Genomic DNA, 18,803 nt, shown 5'->3' with positions numbered 1-18,803 from the left:
CTCAAATTATTGGGGCCGCCACTCGGCGGCCGGTGTGCTAGGACATGAACATGCGGGCGCGCAGGTGCTCATGTCGCATTTGCGCGATCTCCAGACCGGGGATCGCGGCGCCCAGATCTTGGTCATCAAGGCTGAAGATCTTCGCCACGGAGCGCGTCACCGGTTCGTGCATGGCGCGCAGTACCCGTTGTCCCGCATTCTGGCCCAGCGGGATCGCGCGGATGGCGTTCTGCGTCAGGCTCGTGACGGTGGAGAACAGATAGCTGTTCACGGTGTCCGCCACCGGGGCTCCGGCCGCGCGGGCACCGAGCGCGAAGGCGATCCCCGGATGCCCGGCGCAGCGCCCGGATTCGACCGCCTGCACATAGCCTTCGAGTTCCTGGCTCGGAGAGACGACGCTGGCCACCGCGAGCATCCGCTTGCCCATTTTGACGGCGGCTTCGCGCAGTTGCCGCGGCAATGCCGCGGCGTGGATCATCGCGTCCAGCTCCATGATCCGCTCCGGGCTCATCGCCTCGTGGGCCAGGCGCACCACCAGCCCGTCGGTGTAGCTCAGCGATTGGGTGAGGAACAGCTCCACCCACTTGGCGAAGCTCCCCTCGTCATGCACCTGCCCGTCCGCCAGATAGCTTTCCATCCCGAAGGAGTGGCTGAATGCCCCGGTGGGCAATGCCGAGTCGGAAAGCTGCATCAGGGTCAGCAGGTGCGAGGCGCTAGTGGGTGTGTTCGGCATGGCGGAACGGTACCGGCATCACGCGTTCTTGCCGGTTGTACGGGGTTCGCTGGTGTTCCAGGAAGTCGGACACGGTGTGGTCGTACTGGACCACCATGACCTGCGCCGCGTATTCGGATTCTTCGCCGAAGAATTGCGCCTGCAGGTGGCGGTTGCCCAGCGCGTGGGCGACCTGCCCCATTTCCAGGATGCTGCGCGGGGCGATCACCAGCACGTCGGTGGGCAGCACCGACACGGTGATCATTTCGGTGTCCGAAAGATACAGGATATCCCCGTCACGCAGGTCCGGGCCGGGGGCCAGCCGGATCCCCAGTTCCCGGTCGTGGTCGCTGGTGACCCGTTGGATTCTCTTGACCAGCGCGGAGCTGGGCAGCACCACCTTTTCGTGGTGCCGGCCGGCGTATCGCTCCGCCGGCTGCTCGTGGACATTGCCCACAAGTTGTTCAATGATCATTGTTCTCCTCTAGAATTTGCCGGGCCGCAAACGGCTTAGAACAGGAAGTAGCGCTGAGCCATCGGCAGGACCTCTGAAGGTTCGCAGGTGGCCAGCTCCCCGTCCACGGTGACCTGGTAGGTCTGCGGGTCAACCAGGATCTCCGGGGTACCGCTGTTATATTTCAGATCCGCCTTGGACAGCTCGCGGATGCCCTGGCAGGCGCGGATCACCTTGCGCAGGCGCAACCGCTCGGGCACGCCCTCGTCGATGGCCGCCTTGGACAGGAAGGTGATCGATGAAGCCTGCACCGCGGTGCCCAAGGCGCCGAAGTTCATGCGCATGGTGCGCGGCTGCGGGGTCGGGATGGATCCGTTTGCATCTCCCATCACCGACTGGATGATCTGTCCGCCCTTGATGATCATCTCCGGCTTGACCCCGAAGAAAGCCGGATCCCAGAGGACCAGGTCGGCGAATTTGCCTTCCTCGACGCTGCCGATGGAGTCTGCAATGCCGTGGGCAATGGCCGGGTTGATCGTGTACTTCGCGACGTAGCGCTTGAGCCGGAAGTTGTCCCCCACCACGCCGTCGCCCTCCAGTTTGCCGCGCTGGCGCTTCATCGCGTCGGCTACCTGCCAGGTGCGCAAGACGACTTCGCCCACGCGGCCCATGGCCTGTGAATCCGAAGAGGTAATCGAAAAGACTCCCATATCGTGCAGCACGTCTTCGGCGGCGATGGTCTCCGGGCGGATCCGCGAGTCGGCGAAGGCCACATCCTCGGGGATGTCGGCATTCAGGTGGTGCGCGACCATCAGCATGTCCAGGTGCTCGTCCACCGTGTTGACGGTGTAGGGAAGCGTCGGGTTGGTCGATGCCGGCAGCACATTGGGCAGCCCCGCCATGCGGATGATGTCAGGGGCGTGGCCGCCGCCGGCACCCTCGGTGTGGAAGGTGTGAATCACTCGCCCGGCGATCGCGGCGATGGTGTCTTCCACGAAGCCGCCTTCGTTGAGCGTATCCGCGTGAATGGCTACCTGCACGTCAAATTCATCGGCTACCTTCAATGAGTTGTCGATGGAGGAGGCAGTCGCGCCCCAGTCCTCGTGGATCTTCAACCCGATGGCTCCCGCGCGCACCTGTTCGGCGAGCGGCGCACGGTCGCTGGCGTGGCCCTTGCCGAGCAAACCGATGTTGATGGGCAGGTTCTCCACCGCCTGCAGCATCCGGGAGATATGCCAAGGTCCGGGGGTAACCGTGGTGGCCTTGGAAGCGTCGGAGGGGCCCGCTCCGCCACCGATGAGCGTGGTGGTGCCGGCGGATAGGGCCACCGGAACCTGGTCCGGGGAGACGAAGTGGATATGGGTATCGATGGCCCCCGCGGTGAGGATCTTGTGCTCGCCGGCAATGATGTCGGTGGCCGCGCCGATGACGATATCCACGCCATCGGAAATATCCGGGTTGCCGGCCTTGCCGATCTTGAAGATATGCCCGTCGCGCAGGGCCACATCCGCCTTGTAGATGCCGGTGTAGTCAAGCACAACGACGTTGGTGATCACCGTATCGGGCACATCCTGGTCACGGGTCAACCGTCCGTTTTGGCCCATGCCGTCGCGGATGACCTTGCCGCCGCCGAAGACGACTTCCTCGCCGTAGGTGGTGTAGTCCTTTTCAATTTCAAGGATCAGTTCGGTGTCTGCCAGGCGGATGGCGTCGCCGGTGGTAGGCCCGTACATTTCCGCATATTGCTTGCGGCTGAGTTCGAAGCTCATCTTTAGCTATCCTGCTCTTCGTCCGGGCCTGGCGTCTGCGATTTCTCGGCCTGCCGGACCTTATGCGGCTTGGGCGGCAAGCTCTCGTCCACCGGGTCCACGCCGAAGGTGGTATGGAAACCAATTGTTTCTTCGCTCTTGTTGGGCAGATCGATATCGTAATCCTCGACTAGATCGGCCTCGACGATCGGGTCGATACCCGCGGTACCGCCAATAGCGTCGGTTTCGACAACCGGGACGGTGCGTCCCAGCGGTCCGTTCACCCGGTCCTGGAAGCCGTGGACTTCGCGTGCGCCAGCGTATTCCACCAGGTGCACGGTGCGCGCATCCCCCGGTTCAAAGCGCACGGCGGTTCCCGCAGGGATGTCCAGGCGGAATCCGCGGGCTGCGACTCGGTCAAAATCCAGCCGCGGGTTGGCTTCTGCAAAGTGGAAGTGCGAGCCGACCTGGACCGGCCGGTCCCCGCGATTGACCAGGTTCAGGATTCGGGTCTGTTGACTCGCATTACAGACGATTGGGTCAGCGGCAAGTATGTACTCTCCCGGTTTCATCTCTACTCCTGTACTTAACGAATCGGATTGTGGACGGTGACCAGCTTGGTCCCGTCGGGGAACGTTGCCTCGACCTGGACGTCGTGGATCATCTCTGAGATTCCGTCCATGACATCCTCGCGGGTCAGGATCGTTGTACCGTAGCTCATCAGATCGGCAACGGTGCGTCCGTCGCGCGCCCCCTCGATAAGTTCGTAGGTAATAACGGCCACCGCTTCGGGGTGGTTGAGCTTCAAACCGCGTTCTTGCCGGCGGCGGGCCAGATCGGCCGCGACGACGATCATAAGCTTCTCTTGCTCGCGGGGAGTTAAATGCATCAGTTCCCTTCCAAATAATTAACAAATTGACGGTAATTTCATGCCGTCGGATTTGCTCTAGGCCAGGTTTTCGACCTGCATTTAAGGCAAGGATAGCAGAGCAAAGTCGAAGCGCTCGGAGCACGGGAATTCGGGAAAGATGTCGCACCACCTGGATTGCACCAACGTTTGTCGCAATCACTACCTACCACCTTGTCAGGTATCAATTAGGGTGGAAAATCAACACCATTTCAGCGCCAGATTTTTGCCGTCCTCCAGGGTATCGGGCGCGGGTAAAAATAATTCTGGCCGCGGGATGGCGAACAAAAATGGTTATTTAGCTGCAGTCCCGATTTGCTGGTGGTCTGAGCAACCGAGGCGCGGGGTTGTGCCGCATTCTTTTGGATGAATGCAAATGCCCGCGGCGCGCCAAAAGCCGGGATCCGATTATTGATGTCGATTCCCGGCTCGGGCGCGGATCACTTGCTACTTTTGCAACGCCTCAACCTGTGCAAAGTGCGGCATTACCTGCTCGATGAACAACTCGATCGAGCGCTTCTTTTCGGCATGGCTGAGCGTGTTGTCGTTCCAGAAGCTGAACTCGGTGACTCCCAGCTCCTCATAACGGCGCAAGCGCTCGACAACTTCGGCAGGGGTGCCGATCATCGCGGACTTGTGCAGGGATTCGGGAGAGAATTCTTCTCGTCCGGCGAATTTTCGATGGGGCTCGGCTCCATGAACCCATCTACCGGATCCTGCTTGTTTCCAAACCACGCTTAGAAGGTGCGGTAGAACTTCTGCACGCCCTCGGCGGCCGCACGCCAGCCCTCCGGCTCTTCTTCAGCGCGACCATCACGTTGCAGCCGTTGGCCACGGCACAGTCATGGGATTCCGGGCTGCGCACGGCAACCCAGACCGGCAGGTCGCGCTGCACCAGATTATTCCTGGGAACTACGCCTGAAAGCGGAAAACCTAAGGATTTGGCCATCTCTGTATACTCTTCAATCCCTTTGAGCCTCGCTGGCTATGGTGTGCGTACATCAGATTCCTTCTACCTGCTCTGCGTTGTTCGCGACCGCTCACTTAGCCAACTGTGCCCCTTCACGTGAGCAGATAGACACCTGTTTCATCCTTCTTTTCCAATTCGGCTGACAAGTTCGCTGATATCGTTTGGCAAGAAGATTCTGGCTGAAGCCCGTTGAACAACTCTTCAATCGCAATGATTGTGGCGGAAATTCGCGAACGCTTCCAGGTCAGAACTCTCACCATTTTCGTGCGCCGCGTTCGTCACGCAGAAGTTTCCAACATCGAACCGATGGTCTACAAGGCCGGTCGATTCTACGACGGCGCAAATCTAGAGACGCTCTAGCACCCGTCAATCAGCCGACCTCCTAGGCACCGTGTCAAACGATGTCAGAACATCGAAGCGGAGAAAATCATGGTCGAAAAAACCCTGGCCGAGGAGTCCAGCAATGCCTCCTCGGCCAAGAAACTAGACATCCCTCTCGGCAAGAAAGCGCACGTGGGCAGCGTATTCTATACCGCCATGATTCTGCTGGCGGGGATCCTGCTTTGGGCTAGCCTTTCACCGGAAAGCCTTGGCCAGCTGATGGCCTCCAGCATGGACTGGGTCACGCGCACCATCGGTTGGAGCTACCTGGTGGTGACCCTAGGATGCATCGGACTCATGATCTTCCTAGGAACGAGCCGCTACGGCGGCATCCGGCTGGGCAGCGAGGATTCACGCCCCGAATACTCCACCTGGGCTTGGCTGGCAATGATCTTGTCCGCCGTAATGGGCATCGGTCTGATCAGCTACGGCGTAGCAGAACCGATCTCGCACTTCATGGCCCCGCCACACGGACTGGAAGACCCCGGCACCCTGAACGCGGCAGTTCGCGCACTGCAGTTCAGCTTCTTTGACTGGGGCCCGCATGCTTGGGCGGTCTTCGGCGTCTTCGGCCTGGCAATCGGCTACTCCACGCACCGGAAGGGCCGCCCGGGGCTCGTCTCACCGATGTTGCGACCGGTTCTCGGACGCCTCGTGGACGGCTGGTTCGGCAAGCTGATTGACGTGTTTGCCATTCTGGCGACGCTGTTCGGCACCACGACTTCATTGGGTCTGGGCGCTGCGCAAATCGAAGAGGGCCTGAACCGAGTATTCGGTCTTGCCACAGGTGTCGGCGTGCAAATTGTCATTATCGCGGTCATCACCGTCCTGTTCACCTTGTCTGCACTTTCCGGGGTCAATCGCGGCATCAAGTACATCAGCCAGATCACGATGTCATTGTCGGTGCTGCTGGCACTGTTCGTCTTGATCTTCGGCCCCACCAGCTTTATCGGAAATATTTTCTTCCGCTCCGTAGGCCAGTACTTCAATGATTTCTTCCAGGTTTCACTAATCACTCCGACTACGCCTGATGACCTTCAGTGGATGCAGTGGTGGACGTACTTCATGATGGCCTGGTGGCTTAGCTGGGGCGCATTTGTCGGAGTATTCCTTGCCAAGATATCCAAGGGCCGCACCATTCGTCAGTTCGTCGCAGGCGTTCTGGGCATTCCAAGTTTGGTGTTCTTTGCATGGTTCACCATCTTCGGCGCAAGCGCAATCAAGTTCGAGATGGATGGTGCTCCGATCGCGGCGCAAACCTCGGAGAATCTCAACTCCGCGTTCTTCGCGATGCTCGCCGAGCTTCCACTGGTAGAGCTCACCTCCGTGGTGACCATGATCTTGGTCGTGCTGTTCTTCGTCTCCGGCGCAGACGCAAACACATTTGTTTTGAGCATGATGTCCAGCAATGGGCATTTGAACCCAACGCGTCCGGTTCTGGGCATCTGGGGCATCCTCACCGGCCTGAGCGCAGTGCTGCTGTTGCTAGTTGGCGGGCTCTCCGCCCTCCAACAGGCAGCAATGCTTTCGGCGCTGCCATTTACGATCATCGTGGCGCTACTGGGAATATCGCTCACGATGGAACTGCGCAGAGATTCAGGTCTCCCGGTTTTGGTTAAATCATAGGATCGATAGTCGCCGAGTTGCGCACGAACTAATACTCGCGCCGCAGCCCAACGGCCCAATCCTTAGGCATCTACGCCACAGTGGCTCACGCAGAAATGCGCGACGCTGCTGTGGCGGCCTTGCTTTATGCTGCCACTAATCAGATTCAAGTGTTTTTGCGGACCTGCCGAAGGACTGAACTAAGGTTGGGTTCAAAGGTTGGGTTCAAAGGTTGGGTTCAAAGGTCGGCTACCTGGCCCGGCACCTGAGGTAAAGGAATTCCGCTTGGCTTGGTTTGGACGTAAGAAATCCGTTGATCCGGAGAAAATTCAGCCTGGCTTAGCCCTAGTCCCGCAGCTGGAAGGGCCGGGATTCGTCCTGCGCGCTACGAGTGCGCCTGCAGGATTCAAGTCCCGCTCCTTGGCTACTGTTGCGGAAATTAGATTCGAATTGGGCGCCGGGTGGTTCCACCGAGATGATCTGCAACGGTTTTTCGATAGGAAAAATTCAATTGCTGAATCCTGGAATGGCAGCGATACCGAACTTTTCCTCTGCATGGTCTCAGGCGTCGCCAAAGGCTCCATAGCCGATAAAGCGCTATCGGCCCAAGCCGGGCTCCCCGCCGGTTCCGCAGTCCTGCTTCGGCCGGCAAACGACGGGTTAGAGATCGTGCTACTGCTTGACTCAGCGCAGTTGGAGCGCATCTCGGTTTGGCTGCAAGCCTTGCCCAAGATCTAGCGGTACCGCACAGTAACGGTCCGTTGGATCGTGCCCTGCACCAAGCAGGCCCTGAAGATTCAGTATTCACGCAATTGCCTATCGAGGCCGGGCACCGAATCTTGAACGGTCTACTCGTCTGCGGCGTGAACGTCTTTTTCCCACGCTTCGACCGGACCGGGCACCACACGAAATAGCGGATGAGGCGGCAGCCCGCCGACCTCCCGCGCCATCAGTGCGCTGGCGCTTTCTGGGGCACGAATCTCCAGCTTGCGCAGCAGGTGGCAGTACTCGAAATTCAATTGGCCGCTGGTGACAGCCAGTTGACCTCGGCTCCCTGCTGGCACGGAGTGCAGAATTTTCGTCTGGTCAAACCGGTACCCGCGCTTCAACGATTCATCGTGAAGCCCCTGCAGGTATGCCCCCACCATCCGCAACGGGGCGCCCGACGCCCGGAAGCGGACCAATTGCGGGTGATTTACATAGCCGGCGGTCTGCCCGGCGAGAGTTTTCTGGGCCAGCAGTGTTTCACGCCAGCATGCGACAAGACCCTTGGCATCGAGCAGTTCGGGATGTAGGGACCAGAGGCGCATTCAATGATCCTACGCCGTGGGGAACTCGATGATTTCGCTGCGGATGAGGAAACGTTTGCCTTCCGGAGCCTCCACGGAAAAGCCCGATCCCCGCCCGTCGACCACATCCACGGTGAGCTTGGTGTGCTTCCAGTATTCGAATTGTTCCTTGGACATCCAAAAGTCGATCTGCCCCAATTCTTCTCCCGTCGCGTCCTTTAGCTCCAGCACCCCGAGCAGGATGTCCGCATTGCCGGTTTTGAAATCGCCTGCCGGATAGCACATAGGCGATGAACCGTCGCAGCAACCACCAGATTGGTGGAACATCAATGGTCCATGGATATTCCAGAGTTTGCGCAGCAATTCCAGGGTCTCGTCCGTAAAGGCGACGCGGGAAAATTCTTCCCCAACGATCGCAGCCCGGGATTCGGTGACGGTGCTCATGGAGTACTCCTTTGCGATAGCGGTTAATTACCGCTGCCCGGATGCAACGATGGTTCGTTGAACCCGGGCAACGGTCCTTGCGGCAAACCCGTTAGGGCCAGTGTCCTACTATTTCTCCAGGTAGTCTATGACCACTCGTCCATCGATTTTGGCGTGACGCATCTCGTCAAAGACCGCATTGATTTCATCGAGTTTCCGGGTGTGGAATGTCGGTTTGATTTTGCCATCCGCATAGAATTCCAGAGCCTCGATCATGTCCTGGCGGGTGCCAACAATTGATCCACGGATGGTCAAGCCTTTGAGCACAATGTCGAAGATTGGTGCGGGGAAATCACCGGCAGGCAAACCGTTGAATACGATCGTTCCACCGCGCCTGGTCATGCCGATAGCCTGCCCAAAGGCTGCCGGGTGCACTGCGGTAACCAGCACACCGTGAGTTCCACCGATCTTTTCCTGGATGACGTCGGCAGGTTCCTGCGCGAACGCGTTGACCGTGATTTCCGCGCCATGCTTGGTCGCCAGCGCGAGTTTCTCGTCTGCCACATCAATGGCAACCACACGCATTCCCATGGCAACCGCGTACTGCACGGCGATGTGGCCCAAGCCTCCGATGCCGGAAATTGCGACCCATTGGCCCGGGCGCACCCCGGTCATCTTCAGCCCTTTGTACACGGTCACTCCAGCGCATAGCACCGGAGCGATCTCATGCGGGTCGGATCCTTCCGGAATCTGCGCGGCGAATTTAGCGTCGACTAGCATGTACTGGCCAAAGGAACCGTCCAGCGAGTAGCCTCCGTTGGCTTGGGACTCGCACAGGGTCTCCCAGCCGGTACGGCAGAACTCGCAGCTACCGCAAGCGCTGGCCAGCCAGGCATTTCCAACCAGGTCTCCAACCGCTACCTCGATGACGCCTTCGCCGATCTTTTCAACTGTTCCCACACCTTCGTGGCCGGGGATCAGCGGAAGCTTCGGCTTGACCGGCCAATCGCCTTCCGCCGCGTGCAGGTCAGTGTGGCAAACACCGGAGGCAATCAGCTTCACCAGGGCCTGCCCTGGGCCGGGCTCGGGAATCGGCGCGTCCTTGATCAGGAGCTCTTCTCCGAAGCCTTCAACGGTTGCGGCTTTCATCGTAGTCATGTAATTTTTCCTTTGCATTGCTTTGGAGGCGTGGGAGCACACGTGCATGTCCGGGAATGAGTCCAATCGTGCCCCGGGCGAGCACCTAGGTGACCCCACGCCTTCGGGGTCTCTTGAATTTTCTAGCGTAGCCGGCGGCGGTTTGCCGGCTTAGAAGAAGCCGAGCTTGTTCTCCGAGTAGGAGACGAGCAGGTTCTTGGTCTGCTGGTAGTGATCCAGCATCATCAGGTGGTTCTCTCGACCGATACCGGAGGATTTGTAGCCACCGAAGGCCGAGTGCGCCGGGTAGGCGTGGTACTGGTTTACCCAGACACGTCCCGCTTGGATATCGCGGCCTGCACGGTAGGCGGTGTTGCCGTTGCGGCTCCAGACGCCGGAGCCCAGACCGTAGAGGGTGTCGTTGGCGATGCTCAGCGCGTCGTCGTAGTCGCTGAATTTCGTCACCGCTACGACCGGCCCGAAGATCTCTTCCTGGAAGATGCGCATCTTGTTCTGGCCCTCGAAGATGGTCGGCTGCACGTAGTAGCCGCCTTCCAGGTCACCGCCGAGTTCCGCCCGGGCACCACCGGTCAGCAGCTTCGCGCCTTCGGCCTTGCCAATATCCAGGTAGGAGAGGATCTTCTCCAGCTGGTCGTTGGAGGCCTGCGCCCCCATCATGACCTCGGTGTCCAGCGGGTTGCCCTGCTTGATGGCTTCGGTGCGGGCGATGACCTTTTCCATGAACTCGCCGTAGATGCTTTCCTGGACGAGTGCTCGCGATGGGGAGGTGCAGACCTCGCCCTGGTTCAACGCGAAAAGCGTGAACCCTTCTTGCGCCTTGTCGTAGAACGCATCATCCTTGGCCGCGACGTCCTCGAAGAAGATGTTCGGGGACTTTCCGCCGAGCTCCAAAGTGACCGGGATCAGGTTCTCGGAGGCATACTGCATGATCAGTCGGCCGGTGGTGGTTTCGCCGGTGAACGCGATCTTGCGAATGCGCTTGTTGCTCGCCAACGGCTTGCCGCACTCTACGCCGAAACCGTTGACGATGTTCAGCACACCGGCAGGCAGCAGGTCACCGATGAGTTCGGCGAGCACCAGAATCGAGGCGGGGGTTTGTTCGGCGGGCTTGAGGACTACCGCGTTGCCGGCGGCTAGCGCTGGAGCCAGCTTCCAGACCGCCATCAGAATTGGGAAGTTCCACGGGATGATCTGACCGACCACACCCAGCGGTTCATGGAAGTGATAGGCGGTGGTGTCCTCATCCAGCTGCGACAGCGAACCCTCTTGGGCGCGGATCGCACCGGCGAAGTAGCGGAAGTGGTCTACCGCCAGCGGGAGGTCTGCATTCAGGGTTTCACGCACCGCCTTGCCGTTATCCCAGGTCTCGGCGACGGCAAGCATCTCGAGGTTGTCCTCGATGCGATCCGCAATCTTATTCAGAATGACCGCGCGGGCCGCCGGGCTGCTCTTTCCCCAGGCTGGTGCGGCCGCATGGGCGGCGTCCAGTGCTAGTTCGATGTCCTCGGCGGTTGAACGGGCCACTTCGCAGAAGGACTTTCCGGTAATGGGGGTGACGTTTTCGAAATACATGCCCTTGACCGGGGCAACCCACTCACCACCAATATAGTTCTCGTAGCGCGATTTGAAATTGACTAGTGCCCCATCGGTGTTCGGGTTTGCGTAGACGCTCATTGCTTCACGACTCCTTCGTCATCATCCGTGCGGTGGCGGAATGTTTCCGCCACCCGGCCATGAATGTGACTCTAGTCACTCAAAGGTTGCGGTTAGGTTGCATGCCCGCGCCGCCGCTGAGGAAGTTCAGTGCGGCATGACCGGAGACGGGGAGTCCACCACCGCTGGCGGGCCTGCAGTCGGATCGCGCCGCCCGGTGCGCGTGGCGCCGACGCCGGCCAAGATGACCAGCACGATGCCCGCAATGGCCGCCGGGCTCGGGATCTGCTGCAAGAAGAGCAACCCGACGACCATGGCGATGGCAGGTTCAAGGCACATCAGGGTCCCGAACGCCGAGGCAGTCAGTCGGCGCAGTGCCAGCAGCTCGAGGCTGAAAGGGATGACCGGCAGCAGCAGCCCGAGCCCAAGCCCGATGGCCAGCACCGGCAGGTCCATCCGGCCGATCACCTCCGGGCCCACCACCACCGTGGCGGCAATGGCCGCGATGGGCATCGAGATGGCCAGGGCGCCAATGCCGTCCACCGCATCCCCGGCGCGCTGCGTGAGCAGGACGTAGAGGGCCCAGCAAGCTGCGCCGACCAGCGCGAAAAGCACGCCCGTCAGATCCGCGGACCCCTGCCACGGTTCGGTCAGCCCGAGCACTCCGGCGGCCGCGACTAGCGCCCACCAGCGTCCGCGGCCCCGGCCCTGGATGATGGCGACAGACAGCGGACCCATGAACTCCAGCGCGCTAGCGGTACCCAGCGGGATCGTCTCCACCGCCTTCATGAACGCCAGCGTCATACCCGCGGTGGCCAACCCCAGCAGGGCGCAAATCCCCAGTGTTGCTCGGGAGTAGCGCAGGCGCCAGGGACGGGCAATGGCCACCAGGATGACGGCGGCCCAGGCTAGGCGCAGCCAGGCGACGCCCTCGGAGCCCAGAGTTCCAGCAAGTCCAATCGATGCGGCAAGGCCTAGCTGCACGCAGCCCATCGCGGCAAAGGCCATCAGCGAGCCGGCCCCGGCGGAGTTGGAAGTGTTCGCGGCAGTTGAGTTCATGGCTCCAGTAGAGCCGAGAAAAGTCATCCATGTCCACGCGAGAATCATCAACATATTGTCAATGAATCCTGCACAATGGAACCTATGGATACCCGCCGCCTGCAATACCTGTACGAGCTGGCCCGCATGGGCTCGATGCGGGCCGTCGCCGATGTGCTCGGAACCACCACCTCGACCGTCTCCCAGCAGATCGCGCAGCTGTCCAAGGAGACCGGCGCCAGGTTGCTGGAACCCGACGGGCGCGGCGTCCGGCTCACCCCCGCCGGCCGCCGGCTGGCGGAGCACGCGCAGAGCATTCTTGGCGCAGTCGACGCAGCGAAACTGGATCTGGACCCGGAAGCCGCTCCCTCGGGCACCCTGCGGGTCGCGGGATTCGCCACCGCGATCCGCACCACGCTGATGCCCATTTTCGAGGAGCTGGCGCTAGCGCACCCCGCAGTGAGGATCGTGGTGCTGGAGCACGAGCCCGCCGAGGCCCTGGCCCGGCTGGCGGTGGACGAGATCGATCTGGCCCTGACCTACGACTACAATCTGGCCCCGGACGATGCCGGACCCGGGGTGGAAACACTTCAGCTGTGGAGCACCCCATGGGGACTAGGGGTGCCCACCACCGACGCCGCGCAGCTGGCCACCGGCGGCGGGGCCCCTGATGCCCCCGCGGTGCTGGCAGCTTTCCGCGACCGCGACTGGATCGGGAATTCGCGCAACGTCGCCGACGAGTCGGTCCTGCGGCTACTGTCCTCGATGGCCGGATTCACCCCGGCCATGCGCCACCAGGCCGACAGCCTGGATCTGGTCGAAGACCTGATCCTGGCCGGGCTAGGCGTGGGACTGCTACCGGAAAACCGGCCAGGGCGGGATGGGATCACGATTCTGCCGCTGCAGAACCCCGACCTGCGACTGCGCGCCTTCGCCCGGACCCGCAAAGGGCGTGGCGCCTGGCCGGCCCTCGCGCTGGTGCTGGAGAAGATTCGCCAGGGACGGCAGCACGGATAATGGAAGCGCCTACGCCTCCAGCTCTTGGACCTCTGCAACAATCAGCGAACGCGCCGGCGAATCGGCTGGCAATTCGCGCAAGGCCGCACGCAAAAGGTCGGCATCGGCCAATTGCCGGCCAAGATTCAACAGCTGCTGCGGCCGACCCCGGTCCAGCGCCATTTCCCGCAACGCCGCCTCGGTCCGATGACGCAGCATCAGGACCCCCGGGGCCTGCGAGCGAACCAATAGTCCGGGCGAATACAATTGCAACGCCGCTTCCAGGTCCCCTAGCTCCAGCGCATCCCACAGGCGGCCCAAGGTCGTTTGCAGAGCCCACTGCAGCCGGTAGGGCCGGGAGGTCAGCGTCCGTCCGGGAAGTTCGGCCAGGACCTTGCGCAACCTGACCATTTCGGCGCGCACCGTGCCTTCGGCCGCCGCATCGGGCCGCTCGAAAAGCTCCTCCACCAGCCGGGCGGTATTCATGCCATCACGGTGCTGAGCCAGCAGCGTCAGAATTTCGGCATGCCGCAGTGAAATGGGCAACGATCCCAGATACACCCCCTCGCAGCGGCCCAGATCCAGATAGTCGGGGTCCGCCACGACCCCGACTCCCGGCAGGAGCAGCTGGGTTTCGGCGGCCATGACGGCCGCTTGCAGCAACGGCATCGAATGCGTGGCGATCGCATCCGGGCCGCCGGTCAGGTCGATCGCGCCAATTACCTGTCCGGTGCGCGGGTTCCGAATCGGGACCGCCGAGCAGCTGTACTGCTGCGCCCGCTCATACAGGTGCTCAGCGCCCGATACCTGCGACCCGGACCCGGTGGCCAGCGCCATTCCGGGGGCGGAAGTCCCCACAGACCTCTCGGCCCAGTCGGCACCCGCCATGAAACCGACCCCTTCGGCCTGGCTCAGTGCACCATTGCTGCCGGCAACCCACAGCAAGGTCCCACCAGCATCGGCCAAGGCGACCAGCAGATTGGCGTCCGTAGCCGCGGGCACGAGCAGCTTTTCAAACACCGGCCAGATGCGCTGCAGTTCGCTCCGCTCGCGTTCCAGGCGCAACCGCTCGTTGCTCAGCACGGCGGGCTGTTCGACGGCCGAGGCGTGGGCCAATGACCTCTTCCAGGATTCGCGCACATCGTGCCGCAACGGAAGATCACCCAAGCCAGTGTCGGGGGCGCCTAGGAGTTCGCGGGCTTGCAAGGCCTGGCGCGACGCGTCAGTCCAATTTATGGCGGGCCCGCTCATATGCCTCCCCTACCCGGATGAATGGATCGCTTTTGCAATTCCACCCAGCTTAGGCGAACTCCGAAAGTTTTAGTAGAGCCTGCCTCGCATTGCATGGAGGGGCCCAAAAACAAGGCGATAAATCATCTAGAATAACGCTACCCATAGTCGACAAGTAGCCTGAATTCTGGTTGAATTTCCACTTTTCTGCCCATTCCTCTTTACCTTCCCTAAGCATCGGAGTATCGTACAACCAAATGGTTGTATATAAGTTGAGCGAAGAGCAGACGAACAAGGTTTTCCGCGCCTTGGCAGATGCCACACGAAGAGACATCGTGAGGCGAACCCTGCACGCCGAGGTCAGCATCTCCGAACTGGCCGCCAGCTACGACATGTCTTTTGCAGCAGTGCAAAAGCACGTGGCCGCGCTGGAAGCCGCCGGCCTGGTCAGCAAGATCGCACGTGGCCGCGAACGCATAGTTCGCGGGCAGCCGGACACCATCCGGCACGCGCAGGAACTACTCTCATCCCTCGAGGACATCTGGCGCCAGCGCATCAGCCGGCTTGATGATTTCCTCGCCGACGAGACTCCCTAAGGAGCAATCTCATGCCCGTCACATCAGTTGTCAAAGACGCAGAATCCCTCACCCTCACGGTCCACGCCGAATTCCCGGTCAAGGTATCCCGGCTCTGGGATGCCTACCTCGATCCGCGCCAGATCGAGAAGTTCTGGGGACCGGTCGAATATCCGGCTACATTCACCCGTCACGACGCCGCACCAGGCGGCCGCACCCAGTACCACATGACCTCGCCCGAAGGAGAGGAGTTCCACGGCTACTGGGAATGGAACGAAATCGTCGACCAGAAGTTCTTCGAAGTCACCGACGGTTTTGCAAATGCAGACGGCACGCCCAACTCCGAGCTGCCGACCACCCGCACCGTCTTCAGCTTCGACCCGCAGCCAAACGGCACCAAGCTGACCATCACGGCGAATTTCGATTCCGCGGCAGACCTGGAACAAGTCGTCGACATGGGCATGATCGACGGGACGCGTTCGGCCATGAGCCAGATCGAACAGGTGCTGGTGGACCTGCGCAACTATGCCCAAACGTTCGCCACCGAAGCCCAGATTCTTTCGGATACCCAAATTCGGGTTAGCCGCATCATTCGCGGAACCCGCGATCAGGTTTGGCAGGCACACCATGACGCGGCGCTTATGAAGCGCTGGCTGCTTGGCCCCGACGGTTGGAAGATGACCGAATGCGTTCTGCCCGAGTCCGTAGGTGGAAGCTACCGCTACCGGTGGGAACCGGAGACCGGCACCGAGGGGCAGGGCTTCGGCTTCACCGGCGAGCTGCTCGAACGACTGCCCAAGTCCTACGAGCGAACCACCGAACAAATGATCGACACCGACTATCCGCCGACTATCAACGAGTCGACATTCGCCGACAGCAGCGCGGGGACGCTGCTGTCGATTGTGATCACCTATCCCGATGCCCAGACGCGCGACATGGTGCTGGCTACCGGAATGACCGACGGAATGGAGGCGAGCTACGCGCGGCTGGAATCTCTGCTCTGAACGCGATTCGCCCCACATCCGGCGCTCGGGCATCGTCAGATATGAAACACTTGGAAGCATGACTTCCCACAATGTGCGCGCAGGCCTGGATAAGCAGGCCAACCAGGTCCAGGAGATGTTCGATAACGTAGCTCCCCGCTACGATCTACTCAATACCCTGATGACCGGCGGCATCGTGAATTACTGGCGCAAGATCACCACCGAGGCGATCGCCCCCAAGGCCGGCGAGCGCATCCTGGACCTGGCCGCCGGCACCGGCACTTCGTCGATGCCGCTGGCCAAGGCCGGAGCCACGGTGACCGCCTGCGACATGTCCGAGGGCATGCTGGCCGAGGGGCGCAAGCGCTACCCGGAGCTTGAGTTCGTCTACGGTGACGGAACCGACCTGCCGTTCGAGGACAACTCCTTCGACGCGGTGACCATCTCCTACGGTCTGCGCAATATCTCGGACACCGAGAAGGCCCTGTCCGAGATGCACCGCGTAACCAAGCCCGGCGGGCGCATCGTGGTGGCCGAGTTCTCCACCCCCACCGTCACTCCGATCAAGGTGGCCTACCAGCAGTTCCTGCCGCGCGTAATTCCCGCGCTGGGCTACCTGGTCTCCTCGAACCCTTCGGCCTATGCCTACCTGGCCGAGTCGATCACCGCCTGGCCAAACCAGCAGGACTTGGGCCAGAAGTTCATCAATGTTGGCTGGAAGAACGTCGAATTCCGCAACTTGACCGGCGGCGTGGTCGCCGTGCACCGCGCCTGGAAGTAGACCAACGCACTAGCCGGCTTTCGGCCCGTATCCGCAAATGGATACGGGCCGAAAGTGCTCGAGCACACCTTTTCCCGCCCCATCACCTGCTGTTACACTCGATTGCATGGATACCTACTAAGCCAGCCAATGACCAAGCACCCTATTTCCGGTGCAATCCGTTCATTTTGGCTACCGGCTTCGGTATCCCTTTTTTATGGCTCCTTTAAATAGTTGAGCCAGCTTCGAGATCCCTAAGCTCGGCAGCCTCTTCACATCCGTGGGAGAGCCACTTATGCCTTTGACTCCGCCGATCACACTGCACAACCTCAGCTTCAGTTGGCCTACCGGCGAGCGCGCCCTGACTAACCTGGAAGGCACTTTTCCTTCAGGACGCACGGGGCTTACCGGCGCGAACGGCAGCGGCAAATCAACTCTTTTGAAGCTCATCGCCGGGCAACTAAGCCCTAGCGAGGGCAGGGTGGAGGCCGCGGAAGAGCTCGCCTACCTGCCGCAGACACTTACCTTGCATCGGGACACCACCGTGACCGAACTGCTTGGGATCGATAGAACCTATCGCGCGCTGAAAGCCATCGAAGCCGGAAGCGTAGATCCCGAAGATTTTGATGCGGTGGGAGATAATTGGGACTTGGAGGCCCGGCTGGAGGCTGAACTGAGCCCCTTGGGACTCGGAACACTGGATCTGGATCGCCAGGTCGGCACCCTATCGGGCGGCGAAGCGATGCTGCTTGCGGTGCTCGGCCTGCGGCTAGCCGCATTGCCCATCACGCTGCTTGACGAACCAACGAACAACCTCGACGCACCAACCCGAGAATTGCTGTACGGGCTCGTGCGCTCCTGGAAGGGTACGTTGATCGTGGTCAGCCACGACATCGAGATGCTTGAGCTCATGGATCATACAGTGGAGCTGTACGCAGGAAAACTCAGAGTTTTCGGCGGACCCTACAGCGCCTACCGCGAGCAGTTGGAGACCGAGCAGCATGCCGCCGAACAGGCAGCAAAAACGGCTAGTGCTTCCCTAAAGGTGGAAAAACGCCAACGCGTCGAAGCCGAAACCAAACTCGCCCGCGCCAAACGCAAGGGGCGGGCCGAGCAGCTGGGAGGCGGCATCCCCAAGATTCTGGCCAATCATCTACGCCAGAAGTCCGAAGCCAACGCTGGCAAGATGCGTTCAAACCTCGACGGCAAAGTTGACAGCGCGCAGACCAAACTCGATCGGGCCGAAGAACGAGTCCGACAGGTAGAGCACATCAATCTGGAATTACCGGATCCGAAACTGCCTGCCAGCAAACAGGTTGCCCAGCTGAGTTCGGCCGCAGGTAAACACATTATCCAAGGCCCCGAACGCGTGGCGCTCATCGGCCCCAACGGGTCAGGTAAGACCACGTTGTTGCGGCAGCTGCTCTTCGGGGATGACGCTGGCGCCGGACCGTCTGGAAGGCTCTATCTGGAGCGGGTTGGCTATCTCCCGCAATTGCTAGTTGGACTTGACGAAGATCGTAGCGCCATCGAAAACATAGGCGAGGTCGCCCCATCGGCCGCGCCCGGGCAGGTGCGGAATATGCTCGCACGCCTGTTGCTCCGCGGAGCGAGCGTTGACCGTCCGCTGTCCGCGCTTTCCGGCGGAGAACGTTTTCGCGTTTATCTGGCCTCGCTGCTGCTGTCCGAACCTCCCGTGCAACTGCTCATTCTCGATGAGCCGACAAATAATCTGGATCTCGAGAGCGTGCGCCAACTCTGCGAGGCGCTGGCTCTCTACCGCGGCGCCTTATTGGTGGACAGCCACGACCAGCATTTCTTGGACAAGCTGAATTTGGACTACCAGTTGGAGCTGTCTGCGGAAGGAACCATGACTAAGTCCTATCCCACGCCGGTTCGGTAGCCCCTCTGCGGCGTGTTG

19 protein-coding genes and 1 pseudogene are annotated in these 18,803 nt (G+C 60.9%); 8 read left to right on the top strand and 12 right to left on the bottom strand.

Annotated features, from left to right (window positions below):
• Positions 1 to 37: 37 nt before the first annotated feature.
• From ACT3UA_RS12290 to ACT3UA_RS12265, 6 genes and pseudogenes are all read right to left on the bottom strand, one after another.
• A complete protein-coding gene (locus ACT3UA_RS12290) occupies positions 38 to 733 on the bottom strand; it encodes an urease accessory protein UreF (RefSeq protein ID WP_444616698.1) in 696 nt (231 codons plus the stop codon).
• Positions 714 to 1,187 carry an urease accessory protein UreE gene (gene ureE, locus ACT3UA_RS12285; protein ID WP_444616696.1) on the bottom strand — a complete coding sequence of 158 codons (474 nt, stop codon included), beginning with the start codon at positions 1,185 to 1,187 and terminating at the stop codon, positions 714 to 716. The genes ACT3UA_RS12290 and ureE overlap by 20 nt, the downstream gene beginning before the upstream one ends.
• 35 nt (positions 1,188 to 1,222) lie before the next feature.
• Positions 1,223 to 2,935: an urease subunit alpha gene (ureC, locus tag ACT3UA_RS12280; RefSeq protein ID WP_096285913.1), complete on the bottom strand. Its 1,713-nt coding sequence runs from the start codon at positions 2,933 to 2,935 to the stop codon at positions 1,223 to 1,225.
• Between the two features lie 248 nt (positions 2,936 to 3,183).
• Positions 3,184 to 3,486: pseudogene (locus ACT3UA_RS12275) on the bottom strand (urease subunit beta); the annotation flags it as partial.
• A gap of 14 nt (positions 3,487 to 3,500) precedes the next feature.
• The gene (locus ACT3UA_RS12270; protein ID WP_096285917.1) at positions 3,501 to 3,803 is read right to left on the bottom strand and encodes an urease subunit gamma; all 303 of its coding nucleotides are present in this window, start codon (positions 3,801 to 3,803) and stop codon (positions 3,501 to 3,503) included.
• Positions 3,804 to 4,268: 465 nt separating this feature from the next.
• Positions 4,269 to 4,556, bottom strand: coding sequence for an LLM class flavin-dependent oxidoreductase (locus ACT3UA_RS12265; RefSeq protein ID WP_141393527.1), 288 nt, complete (start codon positions 4,554 to 4,556; stop codon positions 4,269 to 4,271).
• A gap of 424 nt (positions 4,557 to 4,980) precedes the next feature.
• Between ACT3UA_RS12265 and ACT3UA_RS12260 the strand changes: the two genes are divergently transcribed.
• The 3 genes from ACT3UA_RS12260 (at position 4,981) to ACT3UA_RS12250 (ending at position 7,515) form a co-directional block, all read left to right on the top strand.
• Positions 4,981 to 5,151, top strand: coding sequence for a hypothetical protein (locus tag ACT3UA_RS12260; RefSeq protein WP_217990367.1), 171 nt, complete (start codon positions 4,981 to 4,983; stop codon positions 5,149 to 5,151).
• A gap of 69 nt (positions 5,152 to 5,220) precedes the next feature.
• Positions 5,221 to 6,798 (top strand): BCCT family transporter, encoded by a 1,578-nt coding sequence (locus ACT3UA_RS12255; RefSeq protein WP_444616692.1) that lies wholly within the window; start codon positions 5,221 to 5,223, stop codon positions 6,796 to 6,798.
• Positions 6,799 to 7,062: 264 nt separating this feature from the next.
• Positions 7,063 to 7,515 (top strand): hypothetical protein, encoded by a 453-nt coding sequence (locus tag ACT3UA_RS12250; RefSeq protein ID WP_105553630.1) that lies wholly within the window; start codon positions 7,063 to 7,065, stop codon positions 7,513 to 7,515.
• A gap of 110 nt (positions 7,516 to 7,625) precedes the next feature.
• On the opposite strand, the gene ACT3UA_RS12245 is transcribed toward ACT3UA_RS12250, so the two are convergent.
• The 5 genes from ACT3UA_RS12245 to ACT3UA_RS12225 form a co-directional block, all read right to left on the bottom strand.
• Positions 7,626 to 8,087 carry a pyrimidine dimer DNA glycosylase/endonuclease V gene (locus tag ACT3UA_RS12245; protein ID WP_444616690.1) on the bottom strand — a complete coding sequence of 154 codons (462 nt, stop codon included), beginning with the start codon at positions 8,085 to 8,087 and terminating at the stop codon, positions 7,626 to 7,628.
• A gap of 9 nt (positions 8,088 to 8,096) precedes the next feature.
• The gene (locus tag ACT3UA_RS12240; RefSeq protein WP_444616688.1) at positions 8,097 to 8,510 is read right to left on the bottom strand and encodes a DUF779 domain-containing protein; all 414 of its coding nucleotides are present in this window, start codon (positions 8,508 to 8,510) and stop codon (positions 8,097 to 8,099) included.
• A gap of 108 nt (positions 8,511 to 8,618) precedes the next feature.
• Positions 8,619 to 9,647, bottom strand: coding sequence for an alcohol dehydrogenase AdhP (gene adhP, locus ACT3UA_RS12235; RefSeq protein ID WP_444616686.1), 1,029 nt, complete (start codon positions 9,645 to 9,647; stop codon positions 8,619 to 8,621).
• Positions 9,648 to 9,797: 150 nt separating this feature from the next.
• Complete coding sequence (gene adh / locus ACT3UA_RS12230) at positions 9,798 to 11,321, bottom strand: aldehyde dehydrogenase (RefSeq protein ID WP_105553633.1); 1,524 nt, start codon at positions 11,319 to 11,321, stop codon at positions 9,798 to 9,800.
• A gap of 126 nt (positions 11,322 to 11,447) precedes the next feature.
• Positions 11,448 to 12,359, bottom strand: a complete 912-nt coding sequence (locus tag ACT3UA_RS12225; RefSeq protein ID WP_444616683.1) for an EamA family transporter — start codon at positions 12,357 to 12,359, stop codon at positions 11,448 to 11,450.
• 84 nt (positions 12,360 to 12,443) lie between these two features.
• On the opposite strand from ACT3UA_RS12225, the gene ACT3UA_RS12220 reads away from it, so the two are divergent.
• Complete coding sequence (locus ACT3UA_RS12220; protein ID WP_444616681.1) at positions 12,444 to 13,355, top strand: LysR family transcriptional regulator; 912 nt, start codon at positions 12,444 to 12,446, stop codon at positions 13,353 to 13,355.
• Positions 13,356 to 13,364: 9 nt separating this feature from the next.
• Here ACT3UA_RS12220 and ACT3UA_RS12215 read toward each other — a convergent pair whose 3' ends face one another.
• On the bottom strand, positions 13,365 to 14,585 hold the full coding sequence (locus ACT3UA_RS12215) for a GAF domain-containing protein (RefSeq protein ID WP_444616679.1): 1,221 nt from the start codon (positions 14,583 to 14,585) through the stop codon (positions 13,365 to 13,367).
• A 236-nt stretch (positions 14,586 to 14,821) separates the two neighbouring features.
• On the opposite strand from ACT3UA_RS12215, the gene ACT3UA_RS12210 reads away from it, so the two are divergent.
• The 4 genes from ACT3UA_RS12210 to ACT3UA_RS12195 all read left to right on the top strand — a co-directional run bounded on the left by ACT3UA_RS12210 (position 14,822) and on the right by ACT3UA_RS12195 (position 18,785).
• Positions 14,822 to 15,160 carry an ArsR/SmtB family transcription factor gene (locus tag ACT3UA_RS12210; RefSeq protein WP_096285933.1) on the top strand — a complete coding sequence of 113 codons (339 nt, stop codon included), beginning with the start codon at positions 14,822 to 14,824 and terminating at the stop codon, positions 15,158 to 15,160.
• Between the two features lie 11 nt (positions 15,161 to 15,171).
• Positions 15,172 to 16,143, top strand: coding sequence for an SRPBCC family protein (locus ACT3UA_RS12205; RefSeq protein WP_096285935.1), 972 nt, complete (start codon positions 15,172 to 15,174; stop codon positions 16,141 to 16,143).
• 58 nt (positions 16,144 to 16,201) lie between these two features.
• Positions 16,202 to 16,903, top strand: a complete 702-nt coding sequence (locus tag ACT3UA_RS12200; protein WP_444616676.1) for a demethylmenaquinone methyltransferase — start codon at positions 16,202 to 16,204, stop codon at positions 16,901 to 16,903.
• A gap of 274 nt (positions 16,904 to 17,177) precedes the next feature.
• On the top strand, positions 17,178 to 18,785 hold the full coding sequence (locus ACT3UA_RS12195; protein WP_444616674.1) for an ABC-F family ATP-binding cassette domain-containing protein: 1,608 nt from the start codon (positions 17,178 to 17,180) through the stop codon (positions 18,783 to 18,785).
• The last annotated feature ends 18 nt before the right edge of the window (positions 18,786 to 18,803 follow it).

It is taken from the genome of Glutamicibacter sp. 363, assembly GCF_052379505.1.
Lineage (GTDB): Bacteria > Actinomycetota > Actinomycetes > Actinomycetales > Micrococcaceae > Glutamicibacter.
The sequence above is the reverse complement of the archived record's forward strand: the minus strand, read 5'-3'. Positions and strand labels throughout refer to the sequence as shown.

Coding starts and splice junctions, on each gene's coding strand:
- ACT3UA_RS12290 (WP_444616698.1), bottom strand. CDS start 733: ATGCCGAACACACCCACTAGCGCCTCGCACCTGCTGACCCTGATGCAG.
- ureE (WP_444616696.1), bottom strand. CDS start 1,187: ATGATCATTGAACAACTTGTGGGCAATGTCCACGAGCAGCCGGCGGAG.
- ureC (WP_096285913.1), bottom strand. CDS start 2,935: ATGAGCTTCGAACTCAGCCGCAAGCAATATGCGGAAATGTACGGGCCT.
- ACT3UA_RS12270 (WP_096285917.1), bottom strand. CDS start 3,803: ATGCATTTAACTCCCCGCGAGCAAGAGAAGCTTATGATCGTCGTCGCG.
- ACT3UA_RS12255 (WP_444616692.1), top strand. CDS start 5,221: ATGGTCGAAAAAACCCTGGCCGAGGAGTCCAGCAATGCCTCCTCGGCC.
- ACT3UA_RS12245 (WP_444616690.1), bottom strand. CDS start 8,087: ATGCGCCTCTGGTCCCTACATCCCGAACTGCTCGATGCCAAGGGTCTT.
- ACT3UA_RS12240 (WP_444616688.1), bottom strand. CDS start 8,510: ATGAGCACCGTCACCGAATCCCGGGCTGCGATCGTTGGGGAAGAATTT.
- adhP (WP_444616686.1), bottom strand. CDS start 9,647: ATGACTACGATGAAAGCCGCAACCGTTGAAGGCTTCGGAGAAGAGCTC.
- adh (WP_105553633.1), bottom strand. CDS start 11,321: ATGAGCGTCTACGCAAACCCGAACACCGATGGGGCACTAGTCAATTTC.
- ACT3UA_RS12225 (WP_444616683.1), bottom strand. CDS start 12,359: ATGAACTCAACTGCCGCGAACACTTCCAACTCCGCCGGGGCCGGCTCG.
- ACT3UA_RS12220 (WP_444616681.1), top strand. CDS start 12,444: ATGGATACCCGCCGCCTGCAATACCTGTACGAGCTGGCCCGCATGGGC.
- ACT3UA_RS12215 (WP_444616679.1), bottom strand. CDS start 14,585: ATGAGCGGGCCCGCCATAAATTGGACTGACGCGTCGCGCCAGGCCTTG.
- ACT3UA_RS12210 (WP_096285933.1), top strand. CDS start 14,822: ATGGTTGTATATAAGTTGAGCGAAGAGCAGACGAACAAGGTTTTCCGC.
- ACT3UA_RS12205 (WP_096285935.1), top strand. CDS start 15,172: ATGCCCGTCACATCAGTTGTCAAAGACGCAGAATCCCTCACCCTCACG.
- ACT3UA_RS12200 (WP_444616676.1), top strand. CDS start 16,202: ATGACTTCCCACAATGTGCGCGCAGGCCTGGATAAGCAGGCCAACCAG.
- ACT3UA_RS12195 (WP_444616674.1), top strand. CDS start 17,178: ATGCCTTTGACTCCGCCGATCACACTGCACAACCTCAGCTTCAGTTGG.